This is a genomic window from Methanoculleus taiwanensis, assembly GCF_004102725.1.
Lineage (GTDB): Archaea > Halobacteriota > Methanomicrobia > Methanomicrobiales > Methanoculleaceae > Methanoculleus_A > Methanoculleus_A taiwanensis.
In genome coordinates this window covers 288,099-314,106 of the sequence record NZ_LHQS01000001.1, presented here as the reverse complement: position 1 = coordinate 314,106, position 26,008 = coordinate 288,099, and the positions used below count along the sequence as shown (strand labels likewise).

The following is a 26,008-nucleotide window of genomic DNA, read 5'->3' as shown; positions in this document are numbered from 1 at the left end:
CCGCTACTCCCCCCGGTAGAGGTAGTCGGCGCCCTCGAGCTTCCTGACGACGCCGAAGTGATGCTGCCACCCGATACCGGTCTTGCCGATGCAGATGGTGCAGACGCCGAGCGGCGGAACACCTCGGAGGACGATTGCATCCGGGTCGTCGATCGCCGGGCATTCCTCGATCGCTCGGAGGAGATACCGCATCCCGGTGCCCTGGACGGCGTTCGTCTCGACGATATCGAGCGCGGGGTTCACCTCCCGGATCCGTTCGCGGAAGACCTCTTTCTCGGCCTGGGAGACGAGATCGATCCGGGTGACGACTGCAGTATCGGCGAGCCCCAGCATAGCCGCCATTTTTAAGGGGGTGTTCGTCCCCGAAACAGCGGAGAGCACCACGATCCCGAACGCCTGCGTGGTGTAGGGCGAGCAGCGGAGGCAGAGCCCGGCGCTCTCGACGATCAGGAGACCCGCACCCTCGTCCTCCGCCCAGACGATCGCGTCCCGCATCACCGTAACGCCCGCGTGATCGGGGCAGAGATCACCGGAGTAGACCTTCCGGGTGGGGATAGCGAATTCAGCCCGGAGTTCCTCATCCTCGAACGCCCGGACGACGTCGATCTTGAGGTACGCGATCACATGCGTATTGAGGAGCCCCCTGACGATCTGCCTGACGACCGCTGTTTTCCCGGAGGACGGCGGGCCGGCGACGATAATCAGTTTCATGCGAATGCCGGATCGGTGATCAGCTCGCCCGCCCGGATCCGCTCCCGCATCCGTGCCAGGATCCCGTCAAGCCGCAGCGCTGCCGCGAGCGCCTCCGCTTCGAGGTCGCCGGGTTCGAGTATGCTCTCGACCGCGCCGTTCTTCATCACAACCCTCCGGGTGGAGAGGAGCGAGACGAGGGGGTCGTGGGTGACGAAGATCACCGCCTTTCCATACTGCCGCAGCACCTCGATAACCCGATCCTTGAATATCCCGGCGTTCTCCACCTCGTCGAGGAGGAGGATCGGAGCGCTGCTGATGACGACGGCATCGGCGACCATCAGTGACCGGGTCTGCCCGCCCGAGAGCGACGTCATCCGTGCTTCGCCCCGGATCTCTTCGCCCGTAAACTCGTTGGCGAGATCAATCGTTCTCTGCACGAGCGTCTCATCCCCAAGCCTCCGTGAACGGATATGCATCTCGAGGAACGCGGCAACCGAGAGATCGGCGAGGCACTTGGTATTCTGGGTGATCAGAGCGATCGGCTTCTGTGCCGGGTCGCGAACGAACTCTTCCGGCGGGAGCTCGCCGTTTACCAGCACCGTCCTCCCGGTGACGGTGTCATTTCTCGCGAAGATCTCGATGTCGTTTATGAATGCGCTCTTCCCCGAGCCGGTCGGGCCGACGATGGAGATGGTCTCGCCCGGCCGGATGACGAGTGAGCCGAAGTTCTCGGGATCCCCGGTCCGGCTCCTTCCCGGCAGGATGGTGATCTCCCGGATCGTTCCGGTGGTCATAGATCTTCAATGATCGTGCATAGGGGATAATGATTCGCTTTATTACTGCCATTTATTCACCAAAAAGGAAATATTTATGGCAAATTATTCTACTACAATAGTATAATGTTCTCGAGAAAGATCTTCGAGACCGGATTTTCGACGGCTCTCGAAGAGGAACTCCGGCGCCGGGATATGAGCATCCGGGAGCTTGCGGACCGGGCAGAGATCCCGGTGGCGACCCTCTACAAACTGACGGGCGGCAAAGCCGACCCCCGGCTCTCCACCGTAAAGAAGATCGTAAGCGTCCTCGAACCCCGGGAGCAGAGTTTCATCGCGGTGATCGCCGCCCGGTTCCTCCTCGACGACCTCGACAACCGCGAAGTCCCGATCGGCGGCGGAACCTATCGCGTCCGCGGCTACGCAGCAGAGTCGATCGACGAGTGCATCATCGCCGCCGTCCGGGCGGACAAAGAGGGTGCGCTCGGGATCATCTGCGCTCCTATCCTCGCTCCCATCGTCGAGAAGATCGTCGACTGCCCGGTCGCGATCATGAAGCCGAAGAAGCGGACGCTGATGGAGGCTATCGAGACGATTGCGAAAAGGATAGAGTAGCAATACCGCTCCGGTGCAATTCATCTCCCTTTTTCCGTCCACATCTCCTAGTACCATTTCGAGTATGCCATGGTCCCCTGGGAGCTCGTATTCGCCATCATTCCCGGCCTGATCCTCTTCTTCTACGGCATAGAGAACTTCTCCCGGGAGATCCTGGCGGTTGCAAAGGGAAGTTTCAACAGGATCCTCGGCAGAGTGACGAAGCGGCCAATCGTCGGGGCGCTCCTCGGTGCCGGCGTTACCGCCCTCGTTCAATCGAGCGCCGCGACGACGATCATCACCATCGGGCTCGTCAACGCCGGGACGCTCTCGTTCCTCCAGAGCCTCGGGATCATCATAGGATCGAACATCGGGACGACCGTCACCGCCCAGCTCGTCGCCTTCAAGATGACAGCCTTCGGGCAGGTGCTGATCCCGGTCGGATTCCTCGTCGGGATCTTCGGCGGCCGGTATAAGTTCCTCGGCAAACCCCTCTTCTACTTCGGCCTCGTCTTCTTCAGCCTGAATCTCATCTCCACGGCGCTCATGCCGTTCCAGAGCGATCCCGAGATCATCGGACTCATCACGGAGTATTCGGCACTCCCACTCGCCATCCTCACCGGATTCCTCTTCACCACCCTGGTGCAGTCGAGCTCCGTCACGACCGGCCTCGTCGTCGTCCTCGCCCAGCAGGGTTTGCTCACCCTCCCGCAGGCGATCCCGATCCTGCTCGGCGCGAACATCGGGTCGACCACGACGACGCTCATCGCCTCCGCCCGGATGAACCTCTACTCCCGGCGGGCGGCGGCAGCCCACTTCATCTTCAATCTCGGAGGTGTGCTGCTGATCCTGCCCTTCCTCGTGCCGTTCACCGATCTTGTGGCGACGATCGGCGGCACCGAGGCGCAGATGGTGGCGAATGCTCACCTCATCTTCAACCTGATCGCGGCGGCGGTCTTTCTTCTCGTCATCGGGCAGTTCAAGCGGGTTGTGGAGTGGGCGGTACCGGGGAGCGAGCCTGAAATCCTGGTGCGGACACGCTACCTCGAGGGCGGCGTCCCCGCCGATACGCACCTCGGGTTCGACCTGATCCGAAAGGAGCTTAAGCACGCCCACGAGGTCACGCTCGACCTCTTCCGGGCGGCGATGACCTACCTCGCCACGGGGAAAGAGGCGGACTATCAGATGGTCGAGAGGCTCGAGAGCCTGAACGACTACCTGGACGGACGGACAGGACGGGCTCTCCGGGCGATCTCCGGACGATCGCTCTCCGACCGGGAAGCACAGGAAGTGGTCTACCTGGTTCGGATGTCGAACGAGATCGGACGGCTCGGATACCTCGGAGCGGATCTCGGGGGGTTCTTCCATCGAGCATATCAGGATGGAAAAGGCATCCCTGCCACCCTGGTGACGCGGGCGGAGAGCGTCTACCGGATCCTCGAAGAGAATATCGTCGGGCTCGGGCTCTTCTTCCCCGAGATCCTCGACACGACGGTCGCAGAGCTCCGCGCCCGAGATATCGCCCTGCAACGCGCCATTAACGAGCAGTACCGCGAGCAGCTCATCAATCTCCGTGCGGTCGGGGATCTCTCCGACAGCCACTACCTCGAACTCCTCTCCATTGTCGAGGCGGCCAACGCGAAGGTTCGGGATCTCCGCAAGCTCGCCGAACAGTACTCCGTCCAGAAGAGAAGCGAGCCGGCATCACTCCGGGTGGACGACCCGTTTCCGCTGTGCAATCCGGTACCCGGAGATGACCGGGAACGTGTCGCCGAGCTGCCGGTCCAGCACCGCATCCCCGGAGTCGACGTACAGGAGGGGCGTGGCGGCGAGCTTGGCGGGCGTGGCGACCACGATGAGATTCGCTAATCCGGCTTTTTTGAGCACCGCCGGACTTATCTGCTGGTTTCCACGGCCGAGAACGAAACCCTGAGCCCCGATGGGGCTTATGACGATCTTCGCCCGCGGGTGTTCGTCGAGGAGTGCGAGCAGCGCCGCTTCGTCGGCGTCACGGGCGACGACCTTCCCGCCCCTGACGGCATCGACACCGAGCAGCGTCGGGGAGAAGCCCATATGTTCCATGATCCGCGCCGTCGTGCTCCCGGCACCGATGATGTAGAGTGTCTCCGGCAGCATGATCTCGGCGATAAACGCGGCGATCTCGTCTTTCGCCCGTTCCTCGTCCTGCTGCTCGAAGACCTGTTTTCCCCCCTGCGTCCGCTCCGGAATGTAGGGGACGCGGGCGTAGCCGTAGAGCCGGGCGGTGAGCCGACCGGCACGGTAGGCCTCTTCGTCGATATCCATGACCTCAGAGTCCCGGCAGCCGATCCGCCCTGCCTGCCTGGCAAGCTCGGCCGCCGCCAGTGGATTGACTGCAAAGACCGCCGAGTACATCTTCACCCCGGCAGGAACACCGAGAATCGGCACCTCGCGGCGGGCGGCGTCGTAGACATCACGGGCTGTCCCGTCACCCCCGCAGAAGAGGATCAGGTCGGCCCCGGCATCGAGGAACGCCTGTACCGCGGCCCGGGTGTCGGCGGCGGTGGTGGGTTCTCCCGGCCGGTAGAGAACGGTATACCCGGTGATCCCCGCACGAAGAAGGATGTCCTCGCCCATCGCCCCGGCACAGGTGATAAATGCGATTCCGTCTTCCCGGAGAAGAAAGAGGGTCTGCACCGCACGATCACAGGCGTGCGGGGTTGCCCCCCGTCTGACCGCTTCGGCGAGCTGCCCATCCGTCCCCTTCAGCCCGACGGTACCGCCCATGCCGGCGATGGGGTTTACGAGGAATCCGATCCTCGGCGTCATCCCTCTACACTCTCTCGTCCGGGTATATCAGGCTCCCGCCCGGGGGCGAGAACACACCGCATCGCCCCGATCACGGTGCGGAGCGCCTCATGCAACCCTGCCTCGTCCCCGAGGTGCTCTTCAACGATCCGGACGAGCGCACTCCCCACGATGACACCGTCCGCACCGGCGGCCGCGACCGCCCGGACGTGTTCAGGGCGCGAGATGCCGAACCCCACCGCGAGCGGGAGATAGGTATCCTCCCGCACCGCCCCGACCAGGCCGGCAATATCGGGAGCGAGCCGGTCGCGCTCGCCGGTCACACCTTCAAGCGATATCAGGTAGACGAATCCGGACGCCTCCCGGAGGATCGCCCGACGGCGTTCCGGCGAGGTCGTCGGGGCGATGAGCATGATCCGATCGATCCCGTGCCGCCTCGCAACCTCTGCGACCTCGCCCGACTCCTCGATCGGGAGATCGACGATCAGAACACCGTCAGCACCGGCAGCAGCAGCGTCAACGAAGAACCGCTCAGGCCCCCGGCGGTGGATGATGTTGTAGTAGGTGAAGAGGACGACCGGCAGATCCGGTGCGTACTCCCGAACCTGCCGGACGAGCGTGAAGACGTCATCCGGAGTGGTGCCGGCCTCAAGAGCACGGGTATGCGCCCGCTCTATCACGGGGCCGTCCGCCACCGGGTCGGCGTAGGGGACGGCGATCTCGAGGAGGTCGAGACCCGCGTCGATCATCGTCCTCACCACCCGGAGCGCTGTTCCGGCATCCGGGTCTCCGGCGACGGTAAATCCGATGAAGCCCGGGCATTTCCGGGTAAACAGCCTGGATATCCGGCTCATGCCGCTCCTCCGTGGATCGTCGCGACGTCGGCAACGTCCTTGTCGCCCCGTCCCGAGAGGTTGACGACGAGGATGCCGTCTTTATCGAGGCCATCCGCTGCCCGGAGTGCATAGGCGACCGCATGGGCAGACTCGAGCGCCGGAATGATCCCCTCTGTCCGGGAGAGACGGCGGAAGGCAGTGAGCGCCTCGGCGTCGGTGACCGCCTCATAGCGGACGCGTCCGGCATCTTTCAGCATCGCGTGCTCGGGGCCGACCGAAGGGTGGTCGAGGCCGGCGGCGATAGAGTGCGTCGGAAGCGCCTGGCCGTCGTCGTCCTGGAGAAGGTATGAGAGCGCCCCCTGGAAGACCCCGACCGAGCCGGCAGAGAGCGACGCTCCGTGACGGGGAGTCTCGAGCCCCTCGCCTCCCGCTTCGACACCGACGAGCCCCACGTCGTCGTTCACGAACGGGTAGAAGATACCGATCGCGTTCGAACCGCCACCGACGCAGGCGACGACGGTATCCGGGAGCCGCCCTTCACGCTCGAGTATCTGCCGTTTCGTCTCCTCGCCGATGACCGACTGGAAATCCCGGACGATCCGGGGGAAGGGGTGCGGGCCCACGCAGGAACCGAGCAGGTAATGGGTCTCCCGGAGATTTGTCACCCAGTCACGCATCGCCGCGTTGATGGCGTCTTTGAGCGTCCGTGTCCCGGAGGCGACCGGGATGACCCGTGCTCCGAGGAGCTCCATCCGGAAGACGTTCAGCGCCTGCCGCCGGGTGTCCACCTCGCCCATATAGACATCGACGGGAAGACCGAGGGCCGCACCCGCGATCGCCGTCGCCACGCCGTGCTGACCGGCGCCGGTCTCGGCAATCAGCCGGCGCTTGCCCATGAACTTTGCCATCAGCGCCTGACCGAGAGTATTGTTCAGCTTGTGTGCACCGCCGTGAAGCAGATCCTCGCGTTTCAGGTAAACACGGCAACCGAGCTCTTGGGAGAGGTTCGTGCAGTAGGTGAGCGGCGTCTCCCTGCCGGCATACTCGCGGAGGTACCAGCCGAGCTGGCGGGAAAACTCGGGATCGGCGGATACCCGGCCGTAGGTTTCCTCAAGCTCGATCAGCGCGCTCATCAGGGTTTCGGGCACGTACTGCCCGCCATATACTCCATATCGTCCTGCTTTCATAGATCTGTCGTCCTGCATATCTTCACAAACGCTCGCATGAGCCGGTCGTCCTTCCGCCCCGGCGCCGTCTCGACGCCCGAGGAGACATCGACGGCATACGGCCGCACTGTTCGTATCGCCTCACCCACATTCCCGCAGGTCAGCCCGCCTGCGAGGATGACCGGCACCGATGATGTGGCCACGCACTTTTTCGCATACGCATGGTCGAATGCCCGTCCGGTGCCGTGACTGCCGTCGACGATCACCGCATCGCAGTCGTCCCGGAGGGCGTCACCAGGCCTGAGAACCCGGAGAACCCGCACCGCCGCATCATGGGGCAGATCGAGACCGCCACCCACCTGTACCGCATCCGGCCGGCAGGCGAGGATGCTCGCAAGATCCTCCTCCCGATCGGTCGAGGTGACAGCAACTGTGGTTACAAACGGCGAAACCGCCGCAAATACCCGCCGTGCCTGATCCGGCGTCACGGAACGCGGCGACGAGCTGTTCATCACCACCCCGACAGCGTCGGCTCCTGCCGCTATCGCGGCGCGGGCGTCCCCGACGGTGGTGATCCCGCAGATCTTCACGCGAATACGAACCCCTCCAGTTTCCTGCGGCGATCCCGGGCCGACATGATGGCGGAGCCGATCAGGAACGCATCGCAGTGCCTACGCAGGTTCCGGACATCGTACGGCCAGATGATCCCGCTCTCGGAGATGACGAGCCTCCCCTCGTCGCGTGCCACCTCCGCGAGACGGATCGTGGTCGAGAGATCGGTGGTGAGCGTCCGGAGATCGCGGTTGTTAATCCCGATGAGGCTCGCTTCGGTGGCGAGGGCACGCTCCATCTCGCCCCGACCGTGAACCTCGACGAGCGGTTCGAGCCCGATGACCTGGGCCTCGTCGACGAACGCGGCGAGCCGGTTCCCGAGCACCCTGGCAATGAGGAGGACGGCGTCGGCACCGAGCAGCCTGGTCTCCGCGAGCTGGCGCTCATCGATGATGAAGTCCTTCCGCAGGATCGGCACCGATACCGCACGTCGTGCCCGGATGAGGTTCTCGGTGCTCCCCCCAAAGAAGGTGGGCTCGGTGAGCACCGAGAGTCCGGTCGCTCCGGCGGCGACGAACTCCAGCGCGATCGCCTCGGGGGTCGAGCCGTCGTGGATCCTGCCGCGTGAGGGGGAGGCATACTTCACCTCGGCGATGATCGCATTCTTCCCCCGGCACGCCCGTATCGCCGCAGCGAGGCTCCGGTGCGGCAGGGTCTCGGGATTGAGAGCCGGAAGAGTCTTGAGGTTGCCGACTCGTTCGCCGGTAGACCTGATGATATCGTCGAGGATCATACCTCGCCCCCGGTTGCCTCGATCAGGCGGGCGAGCCGTTCGGCCGCCTGCCCGGAGTCGATAGCGTCCCTCGCCCGGGCGATTCCGTCCGCGAGGTCGGCCGCCAGGCCGCCGAGATATACGGCCGCACCCGCGTTGAGGAGGACGATATCGCGGGCCGGGCTCCGGACACCGGCCAGCACCCCGCGGATGATCCGGGCATTCTCCCGGGCATCGCCCCCGCGGAGCGCCGCAGCATCCACCCGCGGGATGCCGAAATCCTCACAGTCGATAACACTTGTATACATCCTGCCACCTTCGAGTTCCGCGACGAGCGTCGTTCCGGTCGTCGTGAACTCGTCGAGCCCCGAGCCGTGCACCACCATCGCCCGCTCGGAGCCAAGCAGGGCGAGCACCTCCGCGAGCGTGCCGACGAGCTTTGGCGCGTAGACACCCAGGAGCTGTGCATCTGCCCCGGCGGGATTTGCAAGCGGCCCAAGGAGGTTGAAGAGCGTCCGAATCCCGATCTCCTGCCGGGCATCGCGAGCGTTCCGCATCGCCGGATGGTGCACCGGTGCAAAGAGGAAGGCGATCCCCGCCGTCCGGAGCACTCTGCCGACCTCGCTCGGGGGCGTTTCGATGCGAACGCCGAGCGCTTCGAGCACGTCCGCAGAACCGCACCGGCTCGAGACGCTCCGGTTGCCGTGCTTCACCACCGGCACCCCGGTGCCCGCAGCGACGAAGGCCGCCGCCGTGCTGATGTTGAAGGTGCCGAGCCCGTCACCGCCCGTGCCGCAGGTATCAACGAGCCTGCCGGCCTCGGGAACCGGGGCAGCGACCGCAGCGCTCCGCATCACGCGGGCGAAAGCCGCAATCTCGGCGGCCGTCTCTCCTTTCATCCGCATGGCCGTGAGGAGACTTCCGATCTGTGCCGGCGTCGCCGTCCCTTCGATAACCTCGCGCATCACCGCCTCGGCCTCGTCGGCCGGGAGATCGCCGCCGCCCGCAACCCGTGCGATCGCCTCGCGGATCATGCCGCTCCCTCCGGAGAAGCGAGGAAGTTTGCCATCATCTGCGACCCTTCGGGGGTGAGGATGCTCTCGGGGTGGAACTGCACCCCTTCGATCGGGTAGAGGGTATGCCGGACGCCCATGACCACGCCGTCGTCCGCGCTCCGGGCGGTGACGGCGAGTTCCGGCGGTATGGTTCCGGGATCAAGGATGAGCGAGTGGTAGCGGGTGGCAGTGAGGGGGCTCTCGAGACCCGCGAAGAGACGCTTTCCGTCATGCCGGATCAGAGACGTCCTGCCGTGCATCACGTGGTTCGCCCGCACGACCTCTGCACCGAAGGCTAGCCCGATCGCCTGGTGACCGAGGCAGACACCGAGCGTCGGGACCGTCCGGCTCAGGGTGGCGAGAACCTGCCGGTAGAGGTGGGAATCGCGGGGGTGGCCGTGCCCCGGCGAGAGCACGATCCGATCGCAGGGGATGGCACGGATCTGCTCGAAGGGAACATCGCTCTTCACCACGACCGGATCGGCGCCGAGCGCACCGATCTGCTGGCAGAGGTTGAAGGTGAAACTATCGTAGGTATCGATGACGAGAACCTTCATATGCCGCCCTCCGCACCGAGCGCCCGGAGCATGGCTCCGGCCTTCCGTTCGGTCTCGAGCCATTCGCTCCCGGGGTCCGAATCGGCGACGATCCCGGCCCCGACCTGGATGTACGCCGTACCCCCCCGGACGACGGCCGTACGGATGGTGATCGCCATATCCATCGCCCCGGAAAAACCGATATGCCCGACGGCGCCAGCGTAGGGGCCTCGCCGCGTTCCCTCCACCGCGTCGATGAGCTGCATCGCCCGGACTTTCGGGGCGCCGCTGACGGTGCCTGCCGGGAAACAGGCTTTCAGGACGTCAAAGCAGTCGTATTCCGGTCGGAGAGTGCCGCTGACCGTCGATACGATATGCTGGACGTGCGAGAACCGTTCGACGCCCATGAACTCATCGAGCCGGACGGAACCGTAGGCGGTGACCGCACCGACGTCGTTTCGCGCGAGGTCGACGAGCATAATATGCTCCGCCCGTTCCTTCTCGTCTGCGAGGAGTTCGGCGGCAAGGGCATCGTCTTCCCCGGGCGTCGCGCCCCGGGGGCGTGTCCCCGCTATCGGGACGGTCGTCACCCGGCCACCCTCAACCCGCACCAGCATCTCCGGACTGCTCCCGACGACCGCGGTGTCGCCGAAGTCGAGGTAGTACATGTACGGGCTCGGGTTGTCCGATCTGAGCACCCGGTAGACGGCGAAGGGATCGGCCGGAGCAGGCGCCTCGATCCGCCGGGAGATGACGGCCTGGAAGATATCGCCTGCAAAGATATGTTCCTTGATCCGGAGCACCGCTTCCATGTACCCCTCCCGCGAGAGCGAGGAGACCATCCGGGGGAGAGGGGACTCCGGGACAGGCGCTGTCGCCGGAATACCGACCTCCCCTGTCAGGGACGCGAGCCGCCCTGCCGCCGCGGCGATCGCCGACCGGCACCCGTCATAGATCGCCGCCGGATCGGACTCCTCAGCGAGCAGCGGCGTTCTGACGATGAATGCCTCATGCTCGCAGTGATCGATGATCAGGCAGTCGGTCGCGAGCATGAACCGGACGACCGGCATCCCGAGGTCGTCGCGGGCACATGGGCACACCGTCGGTGCGATCGAGGAGACGATATCATAGGCGAAGTAGCCCACCATACCGCCGGAGAAGCGGGGCAGATCAGCCGGTGCAACCTCGAACCGGTGCATGATCGACCGAATCAGATCGACCGGATCGTTCCCTTCCGCCGATGCGGCGATCGCCGCAAACCGCGGATCGCCCGCAAGATCGACGGATCCGTCGCTCCCGACCGAGACGAAGAGTGCGGGGTCGGTGCAGATGAGCGAGTAACGGGCGACCTTCTCGCTCCCCTCAAGCGATTCGAGTAGGCAGCCGCGACCGTCGCGGAGGTGCTGATAGAGTACCGAGGGCGGGCAGGCCGGGAGCGGGACTCTGCAGAAGAGGGGGATGAGCAGGGGCCCGTCCCGCCGCTCTGCCAGAGCCCGGAACTCTGCAAGGGTCAGGTTCAGTTCTACTAATGGCTCTCTTCGAGCGCCGCCCATTCCACCGGCATCACCCCACCACCGGCAGTCGTCCGAGCGCTTCCTTGATCAGCTCGGCCGGGTACTCGTAATCGACCAGCTTTCCTGCAAAGTAGGCCTCGTAGGACGAAAAATCGAAGTTCCCGTGGCCCGAGTTGTTGAAGAGGATGACCTTCTCCTCACCCGTCTCCCGGCAGCGGACCGCCTCGTCGACGGTCGCCTTGACCGCATGGGCGGCTTCGGGAGCGACGATGATCCCTTCCGTCCGTGCAAAGAGCACGGCCGCGGCGAAGACCTCGTTCTGGTGGTAGGAGGTCGCACGGACGACGCCGTCCTGCACGAGCCGCGAGACCAACGGCGACGCCCCATGGTAACGCAGCCCGCCTGCATGGATTGCCGGCGGAACGAAGTCGTGCCCGAGCGTGAACATCCTCATGATCGGCGTTAAGCCCGCCACATCGCCGAAATCATAGGCATACAGACCTTTCGTCAGTGTCGGGCACGCGGAGGGTTCGACGGCGATGATCTCGGTCTCCGGATGCTTCCCGGTCATTTTCGGTCCGGCGAACGGGAATGCTATCCCGGCGAAGTTCGACCCGCCGCCGACGCACCCGATCACGACATCGGGGTAGGCGTCCGCGAGCGCGAGCTGCGCCTCTGCCTCCTGCCCGATGATCGTCTGGTGGAGACAGACGTGATTGAGCACCGAACCAAGCGCGTAGTTGGTGTTATCGTGGGTCACGGCGTCCTCGACCGCCTCGGAGATGGCGATCCCGAGGGAGCCCGAGGTTTCGGGATCGTGCTCGAGCACCGCACGCCCGGAGTTCGTCTGCATCGTCGGGCTCGACAGGCACTCGGCACCGTAGGTCTGCATCATGATCTTGCGATACGGCTTCTGGTCGTAGCTTGCCCTGACCATGTAGACGGTGCAGGCCATATCGAAGAGGCTCGTGGCAAAGGCAAGCGAAGAACCCCACTGTCCCGCACCGGTCTCGGTGGCGAGCCGCTCGATCCCCTCCTGCCGGTTGTAGTACGCCTGTGGGATGGCGGTGTTCGGCTTGTGGGAGCCGGCCGGGCTGACGCCTTCCCACTTGTAGTAGATCTTCGCCGGTGTCTTGAGGTGCCGCTCGAGCCGGTGCGCCCGGTAGAGGGGGGCAGGTCTCCAGAGGGTAAGAATCTCGCGTACTTCTTCCGGTATATCGATATACCGCTCCGTGCTGACCTCCTGCCGGATCAGTTCCATCGGGAAGATGGCGTGGAGGTCGTCGGGGGTGACGGGCTTGCCGGTGGCCGGGTGGAGGACCGGGTCCATCGGCGTCGGCAGGTCAGCCTGGATGTTATACCATCGCTTCGGCATCTCCCCTTCGTCCAGGAGGAACTTCGTCTGCATGCATCATCGTGTGCCATGTACATAGATATACATTGTGGTGCAAATATGTCGCAAGGAGTATTTGAAAGTGCTACGAAGGCCTGAGACGGACCGGCGGGCATTCCTTGCCTCATGCTCCGGCACCGTGCCGAAGAGTATAACATGCACTCCCGATAACAGGGAGCAATGTTCGTCCTCGCCCACCTCGTCGCAGGGCTGCTCATCGGACTGATCTTCTGGAAGGTCTCGGGCGACCGAAGAGCCGTTGCCGTCGGCGCCGTCGGGGGGGTTCTCTCCGACGTTATCGACAAACCGCTCGGGCACATCTTCCTGAAAGGCAGCGTGGACTACGGCAGGATCTATTTTCACGGCCTCGTCGTCCTCCTTGTCCTGCTAATCCTGGGGCTCGCCCTCTGGCGATACCGCGGAGCCATCCTCGGAATCGTGCTCGCAGCCGGCATCTTCTCGCACCAGATCATGGACGGGATGTGGCGCCACCCTGTCGAATGGTACTGGCCGTTCCTTGGTCCGTACCCGAAGCATCACTATACCGACTACTTCTGGAACTCATTCTGGCGTGAGGTCTCGGAGCCCTCCGAGTGGCTCCTCTTCATAGCGGCCGGCATCATCCTTGGGCTCTTCTACCGCCGCGAGCTCGGGGGGTTCTGTACAAGAGTGCTCGTCGCCCCTCTCCGGAGGCTGATCCGTGCCGTCGCTGCACGCTTCACCGCACCTCACTGCGAGCGCTGACCCGGACAAAGTGACAGGTGCTCCAGATCTCACAAACCGGCGAGAGAACGCATTCGGTTACCCCAACGGTTATATAGGATACCTGAGACTGGTAGATGTGGTGAACGTATGACTGGCGAATCTATGCTGCAACTGACCGTCGACCAGCTCGGCAAGATGCTCTGTGCAAGCACCGTTATCGGTGCACCGATTGAAGCCGGTGACCGCGTGATACTTCCGGTGGCCGAGTTCGGGTTCGGGTTCGGCGCAGGAGAGGGGAGTGGGGGAAGAACGGAGACAGAGAAGAGCGGCGGAGCCGGCACGGGCGGAGGCGGCAGCGTCTCCGTTGTTGCACTCGTGATCATCAACAGAGGCGTCATCGGCCCTGAGGGAGTTCAGGTCATCTCGCTCAAGAAGAAGAGCGAACTCGCGGAGGTGATCACCTCACTCGGTGAGACCGTCGGCCCGCACATCGGGAGAGCGATGGAGAAAGGTTCCGAGATGATGATGAAACGCCAAAAAGAATCGCAATCTGCCGGAGAACCAAAAGATATTCAGGTTAAGTGCGAAGGAGAACTGTAGGTTCCCCGCCCACACCTTCTCGCATGGCTGCATCACTCCTCCTTGCTGTTTTGCTGATTGGCACGCTCCTCGTACTCGGCCTCATCGCCGCGCTCTACTTCATCCCTATCGCGATAGCCTTTGTCGCCGAGAAGACCGGCGAGATTGTGCTGCTTCTCGGGACAGTCGTCTGGGGTATCCTCGGCATCCGCCTCCGGATTCTCGGTGAAGATCAGACGGTCGAAGTGCTGCTCGCCGGTCGGGCGGTGCTAAAACGCGACCTCGCGGCGATCACCCGGGAGGAGAAGCCGGAAAAACCACCAAAACCGCGGCCGCGGCCCGGTATCGGGGAGTACGTCAGCGCCGGAAGCGATCTCTGGCCGTACATCCGCCGTGTGCTCGATACGTTTCTCCGGTCGCTTTCGCTTGAGCGGTGCATCGGGGAGGTCACGCTCGGCCTTGCAAGCCCCGCGGCAACCGGACGGATCTACGGTTATATGACCGCTCTTCGCTACGCACTCTGGCCGATGGAGCGGATCGATCTCATCATGCACCCGGTTTTCGGCGATGAGATCCTCGAAGGGAAGGCGGATGTGAAGGTGCATATCAAGCGGCCGCTCCTGATCCTCCTATCAATCATTGCTGCGCTGATGCACAAAACGGTGAGAGACCGGCTGAAGATGCTATCAGGGAGAGGTGCATCCGGTGCGTAGTCCCGGAACAACAGGGTTTTGCCGGGAGCTCGTGGCCGGGGGCATGCAGACGGTCGACGACCGCTGTATCATCCCGATCATCAGCCTCTCGACGATCGCCGGATGCGCCGGAGGCTACGTTTCGGTAGTCCCGGTCGCCCTCATCATTAGCGAGGGCGGTTGCGAGCGGATCGTGTATCTGACCGCAGATAACGTTTCAGAAGAGAACCGGGCAGGGATCGAAGCGTTCTGCAGGGAGACCGCCCACACAAGGACGCATCCATCGGGTCCACTATAACAAAGAGCCCTTTTCTTCCCGGGTCCCGGAGTCTCCCGAGAGCATGACGACCATCGCCGCACTGAACCCGGGGTGATCCGCAATCCGATTCCATGCTGTGATGCTCGCACTGTAGTGCTCGGCAAGCAGGCGGAAGATGTACAGCCCGGACTTTTTTGCACGCTTTCACCCGTATCCACGGAAGACAGCATAGGTGCACCACTCATACCGGATGCGGAAGCGCCCGGGGACGCTGCATTATCCTTCGGATATGCTCAAAAAATAGTGGAACGAGGGATCGCTCACTCGTGCCGCAGTGCCTGGATGGGGTTGAGCTTCGCCGCTTTCCATGCCGGATAGAGACCGCAGAGAACGCTCGTCCCGACCCCGAAACTCATCCCGAAGGCAATGTAGAGGAGGCTCGTCGGGTTGAAGAGGTATGAGGAGTCGCCGAGGAAGACTCCCGTCATCAGGTAACCGCCCCCGAAACTCAAAAGACCGCCGACGATGGCACCAATGCTGCCTAAGATCAGCGATTCATAGATGAAGATCCGCATGAGTTCATTCCTGCGGGTGCCAATACTTCGCAGAACGCCTATCTCGCGGGTGCGTTCGGTCACCGACATCATCATGACGTTTAAGATGGAGACACCGGCGACGAGGAGCGATATTGCCCCGATTCCCATCAGAAAGAGCGTCACCGATTCATACATCGACGTGATGCTCTCGAGGATCCGCCGGGTATCCATGACGTTGACAACGTCGTCACGCCGGTTCATGCGCTCGTCGATCGCATCTTTCACCGCGTCGATGTCATTGACGTTCCGCACCTTGACAATCACCTGGCTGTACTCGTCGACGTCGTAGCGGTCCGAGTACCACCGGTACGGGACAACGATCGCGTTGTCGGGATTGACGTCAAAGCTCATCCCGCGCTCCTCGAGTATCCCCACCACCCGGAGCGTCTCGCCGCCGACCTGTATCCTGCTGCCGAGCTTGAGGCCCTCGTCCTTCCAGGCGTCGGCAAGCCCCTTGCCGATCATGCAGGCCGCGGCCGTCTCCTTGACGTAGGCTCCGGACTCCTTCTCGAGGAGGTAGGGAATATCCTCGGCGTGCATCGCGTAGATCATGACGCCGCCGGTCGTATCGCCGACCGTCATCCGGTCAGCCCCGCTGATCACCGGTATGGCACGGTTCGTCCCGATGGCCCGGCGGATATCCTCGACCTGCCGCTCCGAAAGACCGGTGCTGGCTCCGCCGCCACCGCCGAAGATACCACCGCCCCCAACGGCGGGAGAGACGATGATGGTGTCGCCGACGTCCGAGACCACGTCCCCGACCATGAGGTTGATACTGTTGCCGAGAACACCCATCGAGGCGATGGCGACCACACCGATGACGATCCCGATGATGGCGAGCGCCGAGCGGAACATGTGACGCTCAGTATTGCGTCGGGCAAGGTCGAAGAAGGTCATGCCAGTCTCCCGTCGACGATCCGGATCGTCCGGTTCGAGTAATCGGCCATCCTCGGATCGTGGGTGACCACGACGACGGTCGTCCCTTCCTCATTCATCCGGGAGAGAAGATTCATGATCCCGGTTCCGGTCACCGTATCGAGGTTGCCGGTCGGTTCGTCGCAGAGGAGGAAGTCGGGGTCGTTGACGAGCGCCCGGGCGATAGCGACCCGCTGCTGCTGGCCGCCGGAGAGCTCGCCCGGTTTATGGGTGTAAAGCCGCTCCTCGAGCCCGACCGCTGCAAGCACCTCGAGCGCCCGCTTCCGGGCGTCACCCTTCCTGCCCCGGAGTATCATCGGGTACTCGACGTTCTCGACCGCCGAAAGGAGCGGGATTAAGTTGAAGTGCTGGAAGATGAACCCGATGTGATCACGCCGGAGCAGGGTCAGCTCGTCGTCGTTCATGACGCCGATCCTTGAGCCGCTGATATATACGTCACCGGAGGTCGGGACATCGAGAGATCCCATGATGTTCAGCAGGGTGGACTTACCGGAGCCGGAAGGCCCCATGACGGAGACGAACTCACCTGACTCAATATCGAGGGAGACACCGTCGAGCGCGACGACGTCCCCTGCCGGGAGCGGGTAGACCTTCGTGACGTCCTGAAACTGAATGACTGCCATGGAAATTAGGCCCTTCTCCACGAATAGATGACGGCGCCCGCTATCCCGACAGCCACGAGAGCAAGGACGGCAATGGCGGCACCCGGGAGTCCCTCGCTCTGCTGCTGCGGCAGAACGGTCGTCGTACCGATATTCACCATAGCCTGCTCCGTATAGACGTTCCCGTCGCCGTCACGGTACTCGATGACGAGCGGAATCTCCACTGCGCCCGTCTCCGTCCTGAAGGTCACCTCGAAACTCGAGAAGTCGTCGGAGTCGAGCGTCCCGACGACGTAGACCCGGAAGGGATCGATCGGAGTCGCGGGCTCGCCGCTCGTGATGATCACCGACCGCGCCGACTCAAGGCCGGCGTTGGTCACATCGCCCGTCACCCGGTAACCACCGGCGACCGGCTCGACCTCGATGTTCGTGAGCACGGGATCGGCACTCCTCTTATCGCTCGTGAAGGCGACCGGGAGCGTGAGCATGGTCTCGTGAGTATTCACGCCGTTCCGGTAGATAACACGAAACGCAATATCCGTCGGTTCGCTCGGCGTTACGTTGAAGATCACCCGCGCAGCCTGATCGGACTCAAGAGTCCCGACAAAAGCGCTCGACGGAGTGGAAGTAAAACCGTCACCCTCGGGCACGACCGTAACCCCGGTCACCCGGGCGGAGCGGGGGTTGCCGATCGTGAGGGTGACGTCCGCTTCCCGCCCTTCTGCAAAGGCGCTCGGCTTTGCCGCGACGGCTACCGCAAGACCGGTGTTCTCTACCCGAACCGGGATCGGGTAGCGGAGGCTCCCGCCGTCCCGGAAGTCGATGACAAACTTCGGGTAGTAGGTGGCGTCGGGGGCGTTCGCCCGAACGGTGAAGGTAAACTCCTTGGTAGTGCCCGCCCCGATGTCGCCGACCGAGGAGTAGGCGTCGCTCAGGACCTGGATTTCGTCCCCGTAAAGACGGGCGCTCCGAATCGCAACGCTCTCGGCACCGTTGTTCATGACCGTGACGGTGAGCGTGCCGGAGTCCCAGCGCATCAGCGAAGCGGGGTCGGTCTGGTAGGAGGTGACCGTTACGTCCGCCGTCCCGGCGCTTGCCGCGGGGATCAGAAACCCGGCGGCGAGGAGAACGGCAATGATGAAAATATGTGAGAGTTTCATGGATTTGACCTCATAGCAGGGTGAAGAGAACATAGAGGATGTAGAGTGCCATAGGAACACCGACGGTGATCGCAGCGTTCTTGAGCGAGAGATTCCGTGCAGCCCTGACGCCGAAGATCCAGATGTTCGCACTCCAGAGGACGAAGAGGAGGCTGATAATGCCCCCAATCTGGATGAGCGGATCTTTCATCAGGTCGGCGAAGATGGTCGGATCGGCGGAGATCGCCGAGGCGGGAGGAAGCTGCAGGTTCGCCATGAAGAGGTAGACGAAGACCACGTAGATCGCAGTGCCGATGACCTGCGGGGCATACCCATAGCCGACGAACGCCAGCGTCCGTTTGAACGAGCCTTCGCCACCAAGGAGTGCCGAGATTCCGTGAAAGACTCCCGCAAACACGACCCACATGACGATGGCCATGATCAGTGCAACTACCGATCCGAATGCAGCGAAAACCGGGCCAAGGCCGGCGACCTCGGGAGGCAGGTACTCCAGGAAAGGAAGGGCGAGCACGTATGCAGATATTGCGCTGACAATCCCGATAGCAAGCACGATCAGAACCGGTACCTTCAGGCTCTCGCCTTCAGCCTTCTTTGCGTCAAAGAATGCCCGCGGATTCAGGAATAAGTCTTTTGTTGTTGTTGTAACCATGACAACCACGTGTGGGTATCAGATATGTCGCACCTCCTATATTAGCCTCGCCCGAAGGCGCTCCCGAGCACCGGAGGAACGGAAGATTTTTGTAGGAATGTAAAGCGATTCCAGCAAGATGGGAAGATGCGATGGCCGTTTCGGGCAACACCGGTACGCTTGAAGAACAGATCGAATATCTCGTCCGGCAGTGGAAGTACGCCTTTGTGTCCAACCGCGAGGTATACGGCATCCGGGTACCTGAAGAGGTGAGCGCTCCCGCCGTCAGCCGGAGATTTACCGCCTCAACTCGGATGCCCGCAGCGCCGCGAGGCAAAGAACGGATTCGGACAGTTCCTCGCATGCCGGCAGGCCACATCCGGCACCACTGCCCACACATCCGTTGCAACCCTCCTCCCGCCCCTGCACCGGGACGAGATCTTCTACGGGAACGCCGTTCATCAACACCTGCCCGGCGGCATCCCCGAAAAGCGGTGTCTCCGTCACCGCCACCCCGACGCCCCGCTCCTCGAGCCGCCTCCGGAGATCCTCGAGGACCGCCCGGAACGCCCTGGCCTTCTCAGGAGACCGGGGAGGTTCCGGCCGCCTCCATTCTATCACGACTTCGCCTTCCATACCGACCGTCCTCAACGGGCCGCCTGCCGGATCCTCCGCTCCTCCATCTCCTGCAGGATCTCGGCGGCAACCAGCCGGAGCGGTTCGTCGCCCGTCATCGAAAGATCGACGAGCGTCGGCCGTGCGGGCTCCCCGATAGTCACCAGCGCCCGTGCCGCCGCGATCCTGACGGCGAGAGCCCGATCCTGCAGGCGCCGGACGAGCGGGTCAACTGCCCGAGGATCGCCGATCTTCCCGAGGCTCACCACCGCCTCCTCCCGGACGTGCCTGCTCTCGTCTTCAAGAGCCTCCACAAGAGGCCCTACTACCCGGGGATCACCGATATTTCCGAGCGCCACGGCTGAACGCCAGCGGATGCTGAGATAATCATCTTTTAGCGCCTCAGCAAGCAGTTCGGTCGCCCGGTCGGTATGCGCCTCTTCAAGCAGCAGGACCGCCGTCCACCGGACTTCGGAGTCCGGGTGATGCAGCGCTTTTTCGAGACGTTCCGGATCACGCATTATGCACCGCCGGCAGCATTTCCGCCGTCTGATAAATTCTATTCATTTCTCTGCAGAAACTCCCGGACCTTCCGCGATTCGACCCATCCCTGATCGAGCTGTTTGATGATCCCGTTGATTCTCCGTACCTCGTCAATAATTTTCCCCGTCCGATCGTCGTCGATCAGCTCCGCAAGCCCCAGGATCACCTGAAGCGGCTGACGGACATGATCGCCGAGGATGGCAAACTGCTCGATGTTCTTATTGATCCGCTCATACGCCTCCTGTTTGAGGGCTTCCATCCTTACCTGCTCGGTGATGTCCTGAACCTGAAGCATATAGCTCTCCGGCGCTCCGCCCCTCTCCACAGGGCTGATCGGCGTGATCAGCAGATCGAGGAAGATGCACCCCGACCGCGTCGTACCGTAGAGGTTCCGGCGCTTCACCTCCTCAAAGTCGTAGGCTATCCTGCACCGGACAACCTCGCCGTCCTTCAGGTGCAGTAACTCCGCCTCCGGCAGATTCGGGTCTTCAAAGAGGTTGAACTCCTGCAGGCCATTGCAGTCGTAGAATCCGAATATGCCGACGCAGGCATCGTTGATGGTGAGCAACCTGCCCGCCGCGTCGTAGACCTGGATGCCGATCGGAGACTCTTCAAAGATGCTCCGGAACCGCTCTTCGCTCGCCCGGAGAGCCTCTTCCGCCTTCTTACGCTCGGTAATATCCCTGCCGGCCGCCTGGACGCCGACGACCAATCCGTCCCGGAAGATAGGGGATTCGTTCAGCTCGACAAGCGCATAGGTTCCGTCCTTCCGCCGGAATCTGATCTGAATACCCTCGACCGGGATGCCGGCAGCGATCGTCCGGTAGGCCTTCTCCCAGACCGGCCTGCTCTCGGGGGCGACGTAATCTCTGCAGATAGTGCCGACAAGCTCTTCAGGTGTGTAGCCCAGGACTCGCTCCACCGCCGGGGTGATGAAGGTGATACCCTCCCGGTGGTAGCAGGTATAGATCATATCGAAGCTCCGCCGGGTGATCTCGCGGTACTTCCTCTCGCTCTCCCGAAGCGCCTCTTCAGCCTCCTTCCGGGCCGTGATGTCGTAGAGCATCCCTTCAATCCGGATTGGATGCCCCGCTTCGTCGGGGACATTCCGGGAGAGCTCCCGGAGCCACCGGATCGTACCGTCTTTCCTGATGATCCGGTACTCCCGGTCCGAAATGTGCCCCGGGGCCGTAGTGAGCTGCCGGGTGCTCTCCTCCATCCGCTCGCGGTCATCCGGGTGGATCAGCAGCTCCCAGCGTTTAACGCCCCCGATGATCTCTCGCTCGGTATACCCGGTGATCTCAAGAACACTCCCGTGGAGAAAGAGCGGTCGGAGATCGAGAGTCCCGTGGAACGCAATTCCCTGGAGGTTCTGCACGAAGGAACGGTACCGCTCTTCGCTCGCCCGGAGCGCCCTCTCCGCCCGGTGCAGCTCGGTAACATCGAGGACAGCCGCTATAGAACCGCGGTAGACTCCCTCATCGTCGATGAGCGGGGCCGCCGATACAAGCGTCCGCACCCGGCTTTTATCCTTCCGGAGGAAGGTGAACTCGCGCTGGTCCCGGATACCCCGGCTTCTCCTATCAAGTCCTGCACGCGCCAGTGCAATCCCGGCCTCGTCCATGAACGTAAAGAGGTGCATACCGTGCATCTCTTCAGACGTGTAGCCGAGGAGTGCCGCCATCTGCGGGTTGACGTACGTCGTGATACCCTCCGGGTCGGTCTGCCAGATCCCCTCGTTGAGGTTCTCGATCAGGTGCCGGTACCGCCGCTCGCTCTCCCTGACGGCCTCTTCAGCCCGGCGAAGCTCGGTGACGTCCCGTGCAGCAGCAATGACACCGACAATACTGCCGCCTGCGTTCCGGAAGACCGAAGAGTTGCAGAGGATGGGGGTGGTATGCCCATCCCGGTGCAGAAGCTCAAGCGGGTAATCCCGGACTGTCCCCGCCTCAAAAACAGCCGCAAATCCGGTCAGAGCACGCTCGGGGTCGGTGAAACACGCGGCGAACGCGGTCCCGATAATCTCATCCCGGGTCTTCCCGGTGATCCGCTCCGTCGCTGCATTCAGATCCGTGATGATACCGCCCGGGTCGATGACCGCCATCGGATCGGGACTCGCCTCGATAAGGCTCCGGTTGTAGGCATTCACCCGCTCGAGCGCCTCGGCCGCCGAGACACGGTCGGTGATATCGATGAGCTGCTCGATGATCATCGTCACCTCGCCCGCCTCGTTCAGCACAGGACTTGCCCGGCATTCAAGGTGCCGCCCAAGCTCGGGAACGTACTTCTCGACGACCTCGGTCTTCCCGCTCTCGTGCACCCTGGCACTCGCACAGACCGGACAGGGGGAGGAACGCCCGATCACCTCATAGCACCTCCTGCCGATGGCTTCCTCGGGTTTCACGCCGAGGCTCTCGTAGCCTGCTCTGTTGTAGCGGATGACCCTCCGATCGGGTGTCTGGATCCCGACGATATCACCGATATTATCGAAGATCCCTTCAAGGAGAACAAGGGTTTCCCTGACGTCCTCGCAGGACGTCCGCTCTCCGGTGGTTTCACGCAGAATCCAACGGAGGCTCGAGAGTCGCCCGTCAGGAGCGTAAGCCGCACCGACCGTTCCGGCGACGGTCACCGGCTTTTGGTTCGGCGGCCGGAGCGTTCCCTCCCACGGCGGGTTCTCAGCGCCTGCGTGTAGCCGGCCGATCGCAGAGAAGAGGGCTTTACGGCTCTCCGGAGAAGTATAGAGGAGGAGGGGCTTTCCGACCGGCGTAGTTCCGGCAAAGCCAAACAACGCCTCTGCCGCAGCATTTGCCGCAGTGATAGTCCCACACGGATCCGTCTCGATATAGGCTTCGGGAGCCGAAGTGAAGAGATCGCGGTAGTGCGCCAGCATATCCTCCTCAGCATCCCGGGAACGGGCGAGCCTGGCATTCTTCTCCAGCAGATCCTCCCGCTCCGCTAGCAGTGCCTCAAAGAGGCCGGAGATCTTCTTCGCGAGATCTCCTTCTGTCCGGTCGGGATGTGCACCACAGCTCAGCATGTTCAACCGTCTTCGGACGGATTCGATCTCCTCTTCGAGCGGCCGTGCGTTCATCGCCCTCTCAACAGATCCATACCTGTCTGCCGTATACCTCTCTCCCCCCGCGGAATGACCGGGGTGGCCGCCCCGGAAACCCGGCTCTTCCCTATAGATCTATCGACCATCCGATCAGATGCGATACCGTATCGTTCGGCCGGATATAAAATCGATTATATCTAGTGGACAATATAATTTAGCCATTCTACCAAAAGAGTCTTCTTCAAGACAGGATTCTCAGAAAAGAGGCAGTATACAAGAGAGATTCTCTCCATCAGAAGGCATGGATCCCGTACTATTGCAGAAACCCCCGGTTCCCAGGCGGTGCTCCTGACCGAAGGTATATATTCCTGCACGATACCGTAGCCCGATGGCGGTAAAGCTTCAGAGATGCCCGAGTTCCTTCAAACTCGCATACCCCTTTCTCGAGACGATGAGATGATCCAGAACGCGGATGCCGAGTATGGATCCGGCTTCGGCGAGCTGGCGGGTGATGCCGATATCCTGCTGGCTCGGCTCGAGGCTGCCTGAAGGATGGTTGTGCACCAGGATCACCGAAGCTGCCCGGTCGGTAATGGCATCGGCAAAGACCTCGCGAGGATGGACCAGGCTCTGATTGAGCAACCCGACGGTGACAGTTCGCCGGGAGATCACTTCGCCGGCCCCATTGAGGGTGACGCAGATAAAATGCTCCTGGCGTTTCTCCGCGAGGTCGGCAACCAGCGGAAGCACATCTGCAGGGGATCCGATCCTCCGCCCCCGGGGATCGGCATCCAGATACCGCCGGGCAAGCTCAAAACAGGCCACGATCTGGCAGGCCTTCGCCGATCCCACGCCATTGATACGTTTCAGATCATCGTATGAAAGAGCGGCATTCGTCGCGTGCAGGCGCCGGGCGATCTCGGAAGCGACGAGAAAGACATCCCGCCCCCGGGTGCCCTTTCCGATGATCGCCGCCACCAGCTCTGTGTCCGAAAGGACTGCAGGCCCGTTCTTTGCCAGCTTCTCGCGGGGGCGGTCGAGATCGGGGAGTTCGCGGATTCGTTTCATGGTTATCCAGGCAGAAATGCCCCTCCGTAGTGTCGTTTTTGTCACAGGGGGTAGTATAAGTTACCAAATGCACCGGGAGCGGGAAGGGCACTTCCGGGCTCCGAAGGGCGCCTACATTCATCCGGCGAGAGATACACCCCCTCCACGGGGAGAGGAACCCAAATGGATAGATACGGCGGGCGCCCCTATACTGATACTTATATATACTCCTGAGCTTATGTCTCCACTTATTCATGGTCTTCTCCCGGAGGGATGCCGATGCATGGCAGAGCAAAGGTCTCGAGCATGCCGGCCAGGGGCGATACGAGGAGGCGGTCAGGTGCTACGACAGGGCGCTCAGGATAGACCCGGAGCATGCAGCGGCATGGTCTGCCCGGGGAGCGGCGCTCGGGCGTCTCGGCCGGTGTGACGACGCATGGGTTTCGTTCGATCGGGCGATTGAGATCGATCCGGATCTTACAGAGGCGTGGCGGGGCAGGGGCAAACACCTCCATCGGCAGCGGCACTACGCCGATGCGGTAACTGCCTATGACCAGGTGCTCAAGCACAATCCCGACGACGCTCCCGCCTGGTGTGCCAGAGCGAGAGCGCTCACCTGTCTCATGCGCCACGAGGATGCGCTCCTCTCGCTCGACCGGGCGATCGGAATACAGCCGGACTCCGTCGAGGCGTGGTTCGAGAAAGGTTCGGCACTTATCCTGATGAAACAGTACAGCCATGCCGTCGCCTGTCTCGATGCAGTGACGACGATCGAACCGGAGCATACGGAGGCGTGGTTCCGGAAAGGGAAACTCCACCTCATCCTGCAACAGGACGAGGCGGCGATCCGGTGCTTCGACCAGGTCGTGAGGATACAGCCCGACCATCCGGGCGCCTGGTATAACAGAGGAGTCGCCGCAGAGCGCCTCCAGTACTCTGACGAGGCGATAATCTCTCTCGAGCAGGCGCTCGCTCTCAACCCGGAAGACATCAGGGCATGGTATCACAAGGGACTCGTGCTCCGGCACCTCGGGCGGGACGAGGAGGCTATAGCCTGCTTCGACCACATTCTGCGTCTCGATTCGGGTCACGCAGCCGCCTGGCATCACCGCGGCCTCGCGTTCGCACGCCTGCAACGGTATAACGGGGCAATCGGCAGTTACGAGCACGCCCTGAAGCTCGATCAGGCGAACCCCGAGATCTGGCATCACAAAAGCCTGGCTCTGCTTCGTCTGAAACGCTACGAAGAGGCGCTCGCATGCTGCGACCATGCCTTGAAGATAGACCGGAACCACGCCGGAGCGCTGCTCTCTATGGCTGAAGCGTTCCTCCGCACCGGGCGCTACGACCAGGCGGCAGCCGCCTACGCAGAGGGGCTTGTTCTCAATCCGGGATGCATCGCGGCATGGAACAACCGCGGAAACGCCCTCTGCCACCTCGGACGTTTCGACGAGGCGCTCGCATGCTACGAACAGGCACTCGAGATGAACCCGGAGAGCCCCGGCGTGCGGAAGAACAGAGCCGATCTTCTCTGCATCACGGAGCGGTACGACGAGGCGCTCGCATGCTATGACCGGGAGCTCGACGGAAACCCGGAGAATGTGGATGCGTGGTACCGGAGAGGACTCGTGCTGCACATCCTCGGGCGGTATGACGAGGCGATCGCGAGCTTCGGGCGTGCACTGGCTCTGGACAGAGGGCATGCAGATGCCCTCGCCGCCCGGGGCAACACGCTGATGACACTCCGGCGGTACGAGCCTGCCGTCGAGTGTTATACGCGATCGCTCACACGCGACCCCGACAATCTCTTCCTGATCGGGGTGAAGGGCCTCGCGCTCATGCACCTCGGCAGGATAGGGGAGGCCGACCGGTGCTTTGAACGTCTGAGCTCCGCTCCTTCATTGCAGGAGTAATAAA

Annotated in this window: 25 protein-coding genes and 1 pseudogene; 7 read left to right on the top strand and 19 right to left on the bottom strand. The window is 62.7% G+C overall.

The window, feature by feature from the left end; genetic code table 11:
• Positions 1 to 3 precede the first annotated feature (3 nt).
• Positions 4 to 711 carry a GTP-binding protein gene (locus tag ABH15_RS01640; RefSeq protein ID WP_128692623.1) on the bottom strand — a complete coding sequence of 236 codons (708 nt, stop codon included), beginning with the start codon at positions 709 to 711 and terminating at the stop codon, positions 4 to 6.
• Positions 708 to 1,487, bottom strand: a complete 780-nt coding sequence (locus ABH15_RS01635) for an ATP-binding cassette domain-containing protein (protein WP_128692622.1) — start codon at positions 1,485 to 1,487, stop codon at positions 708 to 710. Before ABH15_RS01635 ends, ABH15_RS01640 begins: the two co-directional genes overlap by 4 nt.
• A 105-nt stretch (positions 1,488 to 1,592) precedes the next feature.
• On the opposite strand from ABH15_RS01635, the gene ABH15_RS01630 reads away from it, so the two are divergent.
• Complete coding sequence (locus ABH15_RS01630) at positions 1,593 to 2,081, top strand: helix-turn-helix domain-containing protein (protein WP_128692621.1); 489 nt, start codon at positions 1,593 to 1,595, stop codon at positions 2,079 to 2,081.
• A 69-nt stretch (positions 2,082 to 2,150) separates the two neighbouring features.
• Positions 2,151 to 3,041: pseudogene (locus tag ABH15_RS13930) on the top strand (Na/Pi cotransporter family protein); the annotation flags it as partial.
• 723 nt (positions 3,042 to 3,764) lie between these two features.
• Here the strand turns inward: ABH15_RS13930 and ABH15_RS13925 are convergent.
• The 9 genes from ABH15_RS13925 to ABH15_RS01580 are packed head-to-tail and all read right to left on the bottom strand — an operon-like array spanning position 3,765 to position 12,686.
• Positions 3,765 to 4,868 (bottom strand): ATP-NAD kinase family protein, encoded by a 1,104-nt coding sequence (locus ABH15_RS13925; protein ID WP_128692619.1) that lies wholly within the window; start codon positions 4,866 to 4,868, stop codon positions 3,765 to 3,767.
• Positions 4,865 to 5,701 carry a tryptophan synthase subunit alpha gene (gene trpA / locus ABH15_RS01615; RefSeq protein ID WP_128692618.1) on the bottom strand — a complete coding sequence of 279 codons (837 nt, stop codon included), beginning with the start codon at positions 5,699 to 5,701 and terminating at the stop codon, positions 4,865 to 4,867. Before trpA ends, ABH15_RS13925 begins: the two co-directional genes overlap by 4 nt.
• Positions 5,698 to 6,870, bottom strand: coding sequence for a tryptophan synthase subunit beta (gene trpB / locus ABH15_RS01610; RefSeq protein ID WP_128692617.1), 1,173 nt, complete (start codon positions 6,868 to 6,870; stop codon positions 5,698 to 5,700). The genes trpA and trpB overlap by 4 nt, the downstream gene beginning before the upstream one ends.
• Positions 6,867 to 7,439 carry a phosphoribosylanthranilate isomerase gene (locus tag ABH15_RS01605; protein ID WP_128692616.1) on the bottom strand — a complete coding sequence of 191 codons (573 nt, stop codon included), beginning with the start codon at positions 7,437 to 7,439 and terminating at the stop codon, positions 6,867 to 6,869. The genes trpB and ABH15_RS01605 overlap by 4 nt, the downstream gene beginning before the upstream one ends.
• Positions 7,436 to 8,194, bottom strand: a complete 759-nt coding sequence (locus ABH15_RS01600; RefSeq protein WP_128692615.1) for an indole-3-glycerol phosphate synthase TrpC — start codon at positions 8,192 to 8,194, stop codon at positions 7,436 to 7,438. The genes ABH15_RS01605 and ABH15_RS01600 overlap by 4 nt, the downstream gene beginning before the upstream one ends.
• Entirely contained in the window at positions 8,191 to 9,207 is a 1,017-nt protein-coding gene (gene trpD, locus ABH15_RS01595) for an anthranilate phosphoribosyltransferase (RefSeq protein WP_128692614.1), read from the bottom strand. The genes ABH15_RS01600 and trpD overlap by 4 nt, the downstream gene beginning before the upstream one ends.
• Complete coding sequence (locus ABH15_RS01590) at positions 9,204 to 9,785, bottom strand: anthranilate synthase component II (protein WP_128692613.1); 582 nt, start codon at positions 9,783 to 9,785, stop codon at positions 9,204 to 9,206. The genes trpD and ABH15_RS01590 overlap by 4 nt, the downstream gene beginning before the upstream one ends.
• On the bottom strand, positions 9,782 to 11,317 hold the full coding sequence (gene trpE, locus ABH15_RS01585; protein WP_128692612.1) for an anthranilate synthase component I: 1,536 nt from the start codon (positions 11,315 to 11,317) through the stop codon (positions 9,782 to 9,784). The genes ABH15_RS01590 and trpE overlap by 4 nt, the downstream gene beginning before the upstream one ends.
• Before the next feature lie 10 nt (positions 11,318 to 11,327).
• Positions 11,328 to 12,686 (bottom strand): TrpB-like pyridoxal phosphate-dependent enzyme, encoded by a 1,359-nt coding sequence (locus ABH15_RS01580; RefSeq protein WP_128692611.1) that lies wholly within the window; start codon positions 12,684 to 12,686, stop codon positions 11,328 to 11,330.
• A 165-nt stretch (positions 12,687 to 12,851) separates the two neighbouring features.
• On the opposite strand from ABH15_RS01580, the gene ABH15_RS01575 reads away from it, so the two are divergent.
• The 4 genes from ABH15_RS01575 (at position 12,852) to ABH15_RS01560 (ending at position 14,945) form a co-directional block, all read left to right on the top strand.
• Positions 12,852 to 13,415, top strand: a complete 564-nt coding sequence (locus ABH15_RS01575) for a metal-dependent hydrolase (RefSeq protein WP_128692610.1) — start codon at positions 12,852 to 12,854, stop codon at positions 13,413 to 13,415.
• Positions 13,416 to 13,523: 108 nt separating this feature from the next.
• Positions 13,524 to 13,976, top strand: coding sequence for a spore germination protein GerW family protein (locus ABH15_RS01570; RefSeq protein WP_241647969.1), 453 nt, complete (start codon positions 13,524 to 13,526; stop codon positions 13,974 to 13,976).
• A gap of 23 nt (positions 13,977 to 13,999) precedes the next feature.
• A complete protein-coding gene (locus ABH15_RS01565) occupies positions 14,000 to 14,668 on the top strand; it encodes a DUF2953 domain-containing protein (protein WP_128692609.1) in 669 nt (222 codons plus the stop codon).
• Positions 14,661 to 14,945: a hypothetical protein gene (locus ABH15_RS01560; RefSeq protein WP_128692608.1), complete on the top strand. Its 285-nt coding sequence runs from the start codon at positions 14,661 to 14,663 to the stop codon at positions 14,943 to 14,945. Before ABH15_RS01565 ends, ABH15_RS01560 begins: the two co-directional genes overlap by 8 nt.
• 281 nt (positions 14,946 to 15,226) lie before the next feature.
• Here ABH15_RS01560 and ABH15_RS01555 read toward each other — a convergent pair whose 3' ends face one another.
• The 8 genes from ABH15_RS01555 to radC all read right to left on the bottom strand — a co-directional run bounded on the left by ABH15_RS01555 (position 15,227) and on the right by radC (position 24,112).
• The gene (locus ABH15_RS01555) at positions 15,227 to 16,399 is read right to left on the bottom strand and encodes an ABC transporter permease (protein WP_128692607.1); all 1,173 of its coding nucleotides are present in this window, start codon (positions 16,397 to 16,399) and stop codon (positions 15,227 to 15,229) included.
• A complete protein-coding gene (locus tag ABH15_RS01550; protein WP_128692606.1) occupies positions 16,396 to 17,061 on the bottom strand; it encodes an ABC transporter ATP-binding protein in 666 nt (221 codons plus the stop codon). The genes ABH15_RS01555 and ABH15_RS01550 overlap by 4 nt, the downstream gene beginning before the upstream one ends.
• A gap of 5 nt (positions 17,062 to 17,066) precedes the next feature.
• The gene (locus tag ABH15_RS01545; protein WP_128692605.1) at positions 17,067 to 18,200 is read right to left on the bottom strand and encodes a COG1361 S-layer family protein; all 1,134 of its coding nucleotides are present in this window, start codon (positions 18,198 to 18,200) and stop codon (positions 17,067 to 17,069) included.
• 10 nt (positions 18,201 to 18,210) lie between these two features.
• Positions 18,211 to 18,849 (bottom strand): YIP1 family protein, encoded by a 639-nt coding sequence (locus ABH15_RS01540; RefSeq protein WP_128692604.1) that lies wholly within the window; start codon positions 18,847 to 18,849, stop codon positions 18,211 to 18,213.
• Between the two features lie 276 nt (positions 18,850 to 19,125).
• Positions 19,126 to 19,464 (bottom strand): DUF2703 domain-containing protein, encoded by a 339-nt coding sequence (locus ABH15_RS01535; protein WP_128692603.1) that lies wholly within the window; start codon positions 19,462 to 19,464, stop codon positions 19,126 to 19,128.
• 11 nt (positions 19,465 to 19,475) lie between these two features.
• Positions 19,476 to 19,964 (bottom strand): HEAT repeat domain-containing protein, encoded by a 489-nt coding sequence (locus ABH15_RS01530; protein WP_128692602.1) that lies wholly within the window; start codon positions 19,962 to 19,964, stop codon positions 19,476 to 19,478.
• Between the two features lie 38 nt (positions 19,965 to 20,002).
• Positions 20,003 to 23,080, bottom strand: coding sequence for a PAS domain-containing protein (locus ABH15_RS13920; RefSeq protein ID WP_128692601.1), 3,078 nt, complete (start codon positions 23,078 to 23,080; stop codon positions 20,003 to 20,005).
• 366 nt (positions 23,081 to 23,446) lie between these two features.
• Positions 23,447 to 24,112 carry a RadC family protein gene (gene radC, locus ABH15_RS01520; RefSeq protein WP_128692600.1) on the bottom strand — a complete coding sequence of 222 codons (666 nt, stop codon included), beginning with the start codon at positions 24,110 to 24,112 and terminating at the stop codon, positions 23,447 to 23,449.
• Between the two features lie 233 nt (positions 24,113 to 24,345).
• Here radC and ABH15_RS01515 point away from each other — a divergent pair, with 233 nt between their 5' ends.
• The gene (locus ABH15_RS01515; protein WP_128692599.1) at positions 24,346 to 26,004 is read left to right on the top strand and encodes a tetratricopeptide repeat protein; all 1,659 of its coding nucleotides are present in this window, start codon (positions 24,346 to 24,348) and stop codon (positions 26,002 to 26,004) included.
• Positions 26,005 to 26,008 lie beyond the last annotated feature (4 nt).

Bases quoted from the DNA above. Each gene is read 5' to 3' on its own strand.
- ABH15_RS13925 (WP_128692619.1), bottom strand. From the start codon at position 4,868: ATGACGCCGAGGATCGGATTCCTCGTAAACCCCATCGCCGGCATGGGC.
- trpE (WP_128692612.1), bottom strand. From the start codon at position 11,317: ATGGGCGGCGCTCGAAGAGAGCCATTAGTAGAACTGAACCTGACCCTT.
- ABH15_RS01580 (WP_128692611.1), bottom strand. From the start codon at position 12,686: ATGCAGACGAAGTTCCTCCTGGACGAAGGGGAGATGCCGAAGCGATGG.
- ABH15_RS01515 (WP_128692599.1), top strand. From the start codon at position 24,346: ATGGTCTTCTCCCGGAGGGATGCCGATGCATGGCAGAGCAAAGGTCTC.
- ABH15_RS01640 (WP_128692623.1), bottom strand. From the start codon at position 711: ATGAAACTGATTATCGTCGCCGGCCCGCCGTCCTCCGGGAAAACAGCG.
- ABH15_RS01590 (WP_128692613.1), bottom strand. From the start codon at position 9,785: ATGAAGGTTCTCGTCATCGATACCTACGATAGTTTCACCTTCAACCTC.
- ABH15_RS01575 (WP_128692610.1), top strand. From the start codon at position 12,852: ATGTTCGTCCTCGCCCACCTCGTCGCAGGGCTGCTCATCGGACTGATC.
- trpB (WP_128692617.1), bottom strand. From the start codon at position 6,870: ATGAAAGCAGGACGATATGGAGTATATGGCGGGCAGTACGTGCCCGAA.
- ABH15_RS13920 (WP_128692601.1), bottom strand. From the start codon at position 23,080: ATGAACGCACGGCCGCTCGAAGAGGAGATCGAATCCGTCCGAAGACGG.
- ABH15_RS01555 (WP_128692607.1), bottom strand. From the start codon at position 16,399: ATGACCTTCTTCGACCTTGCCCGACGCAATACTGAGCGTCACATGTTC.
- ABH15_RS01570 (WP_241647969.1), top strand. From the start codon at position 13,524: ATGACTGGCGAATCTATGCTGCAACTGACCGTCGACCAGCTCGGCAAG.
- trpA (WP_128692618.1), bottom strand. From the start codon at position 5,701: ATGAGCCGGATATCCAGGCTGTTTACCCGGAAATGCCCGGGCTTCATC.
- ABH15_RS01530 (WP_128692602.1), bottom strand. From the start codon at position 19,964: ATGCGTGATCCGGAACGTCTCGAAAAAGCGCTGCATCACCCGGACTCC.
- ABH15_RS01600 (WP_128692615.1), bottom strand. From the start codon at position 8,194: ATGATCCTCGACGATATCATCAGGTCTACCGGCGAACGAGTCGGCAAC.
- ABH15_RS01565 (WP_128692609.1), top strand. From the start codon at position 14,000: ATGGCTGCATCACTCCTCCTTGCTGTTTTGCTGATTGGCACGCTCCTC.
- ABH15_RS01540 (WP_128692604.1), bottom strand. From the start codon at position 18,849: ATGGTTACAACAACAACAAAAGACTTATTCCTGAATCCGCGGGCATTC.
- ABH15_RS01635 (WP_128692622.1), bottom strand. From the start codon at position 1,487: ATGACCACCGGAACGATCCGGGAGATCACCATCCTGCCGGGAAGGAGC.
- ABH15_RS01550 (WP_128692606.1), bottom strand. From the start codon at position 17,061: ATGGCAGTCATTCAGTTTCAGGACGTCACGAAGGTCTACCCGCTCCCG.
- ABH15_RS01545 (WP_128692605.1), bottom strand. From the start codon at position 18,200: ATGAAACTCTCACATATTTTCATCATTGCCGTTCTCCTCGCCGCCGGG.
- ABH15_RS01535 (WP_128692603.1), bottom strand. From the start codon at position 19,464: ATGGAAGGCGAAGTCGTGATAGAATGGAGGCGGCCGGAACCTCCCCGG.
- radC (WP_128692600.1), bottom strand. From the start codon at position 24,112: ATGAAACGAATCCGCGAACTCCCCGATCTCGACCGCCCCCGCGAGAAG.
- ABH15_RS01630 (WP_128692621.1), top strand. From the start codon at position 1,593: ATGTTCTCGAGAAAGATCTTCGAGACCGGATTTTCGACGGCTCTCGAA.
- trpD (WP_128692614.1), bottom strand. From the start codon at position 9,207: ATGATCCGCGAGGCGATCGCACGGGTTGCGGGCGGCGGCGATCTCCCG.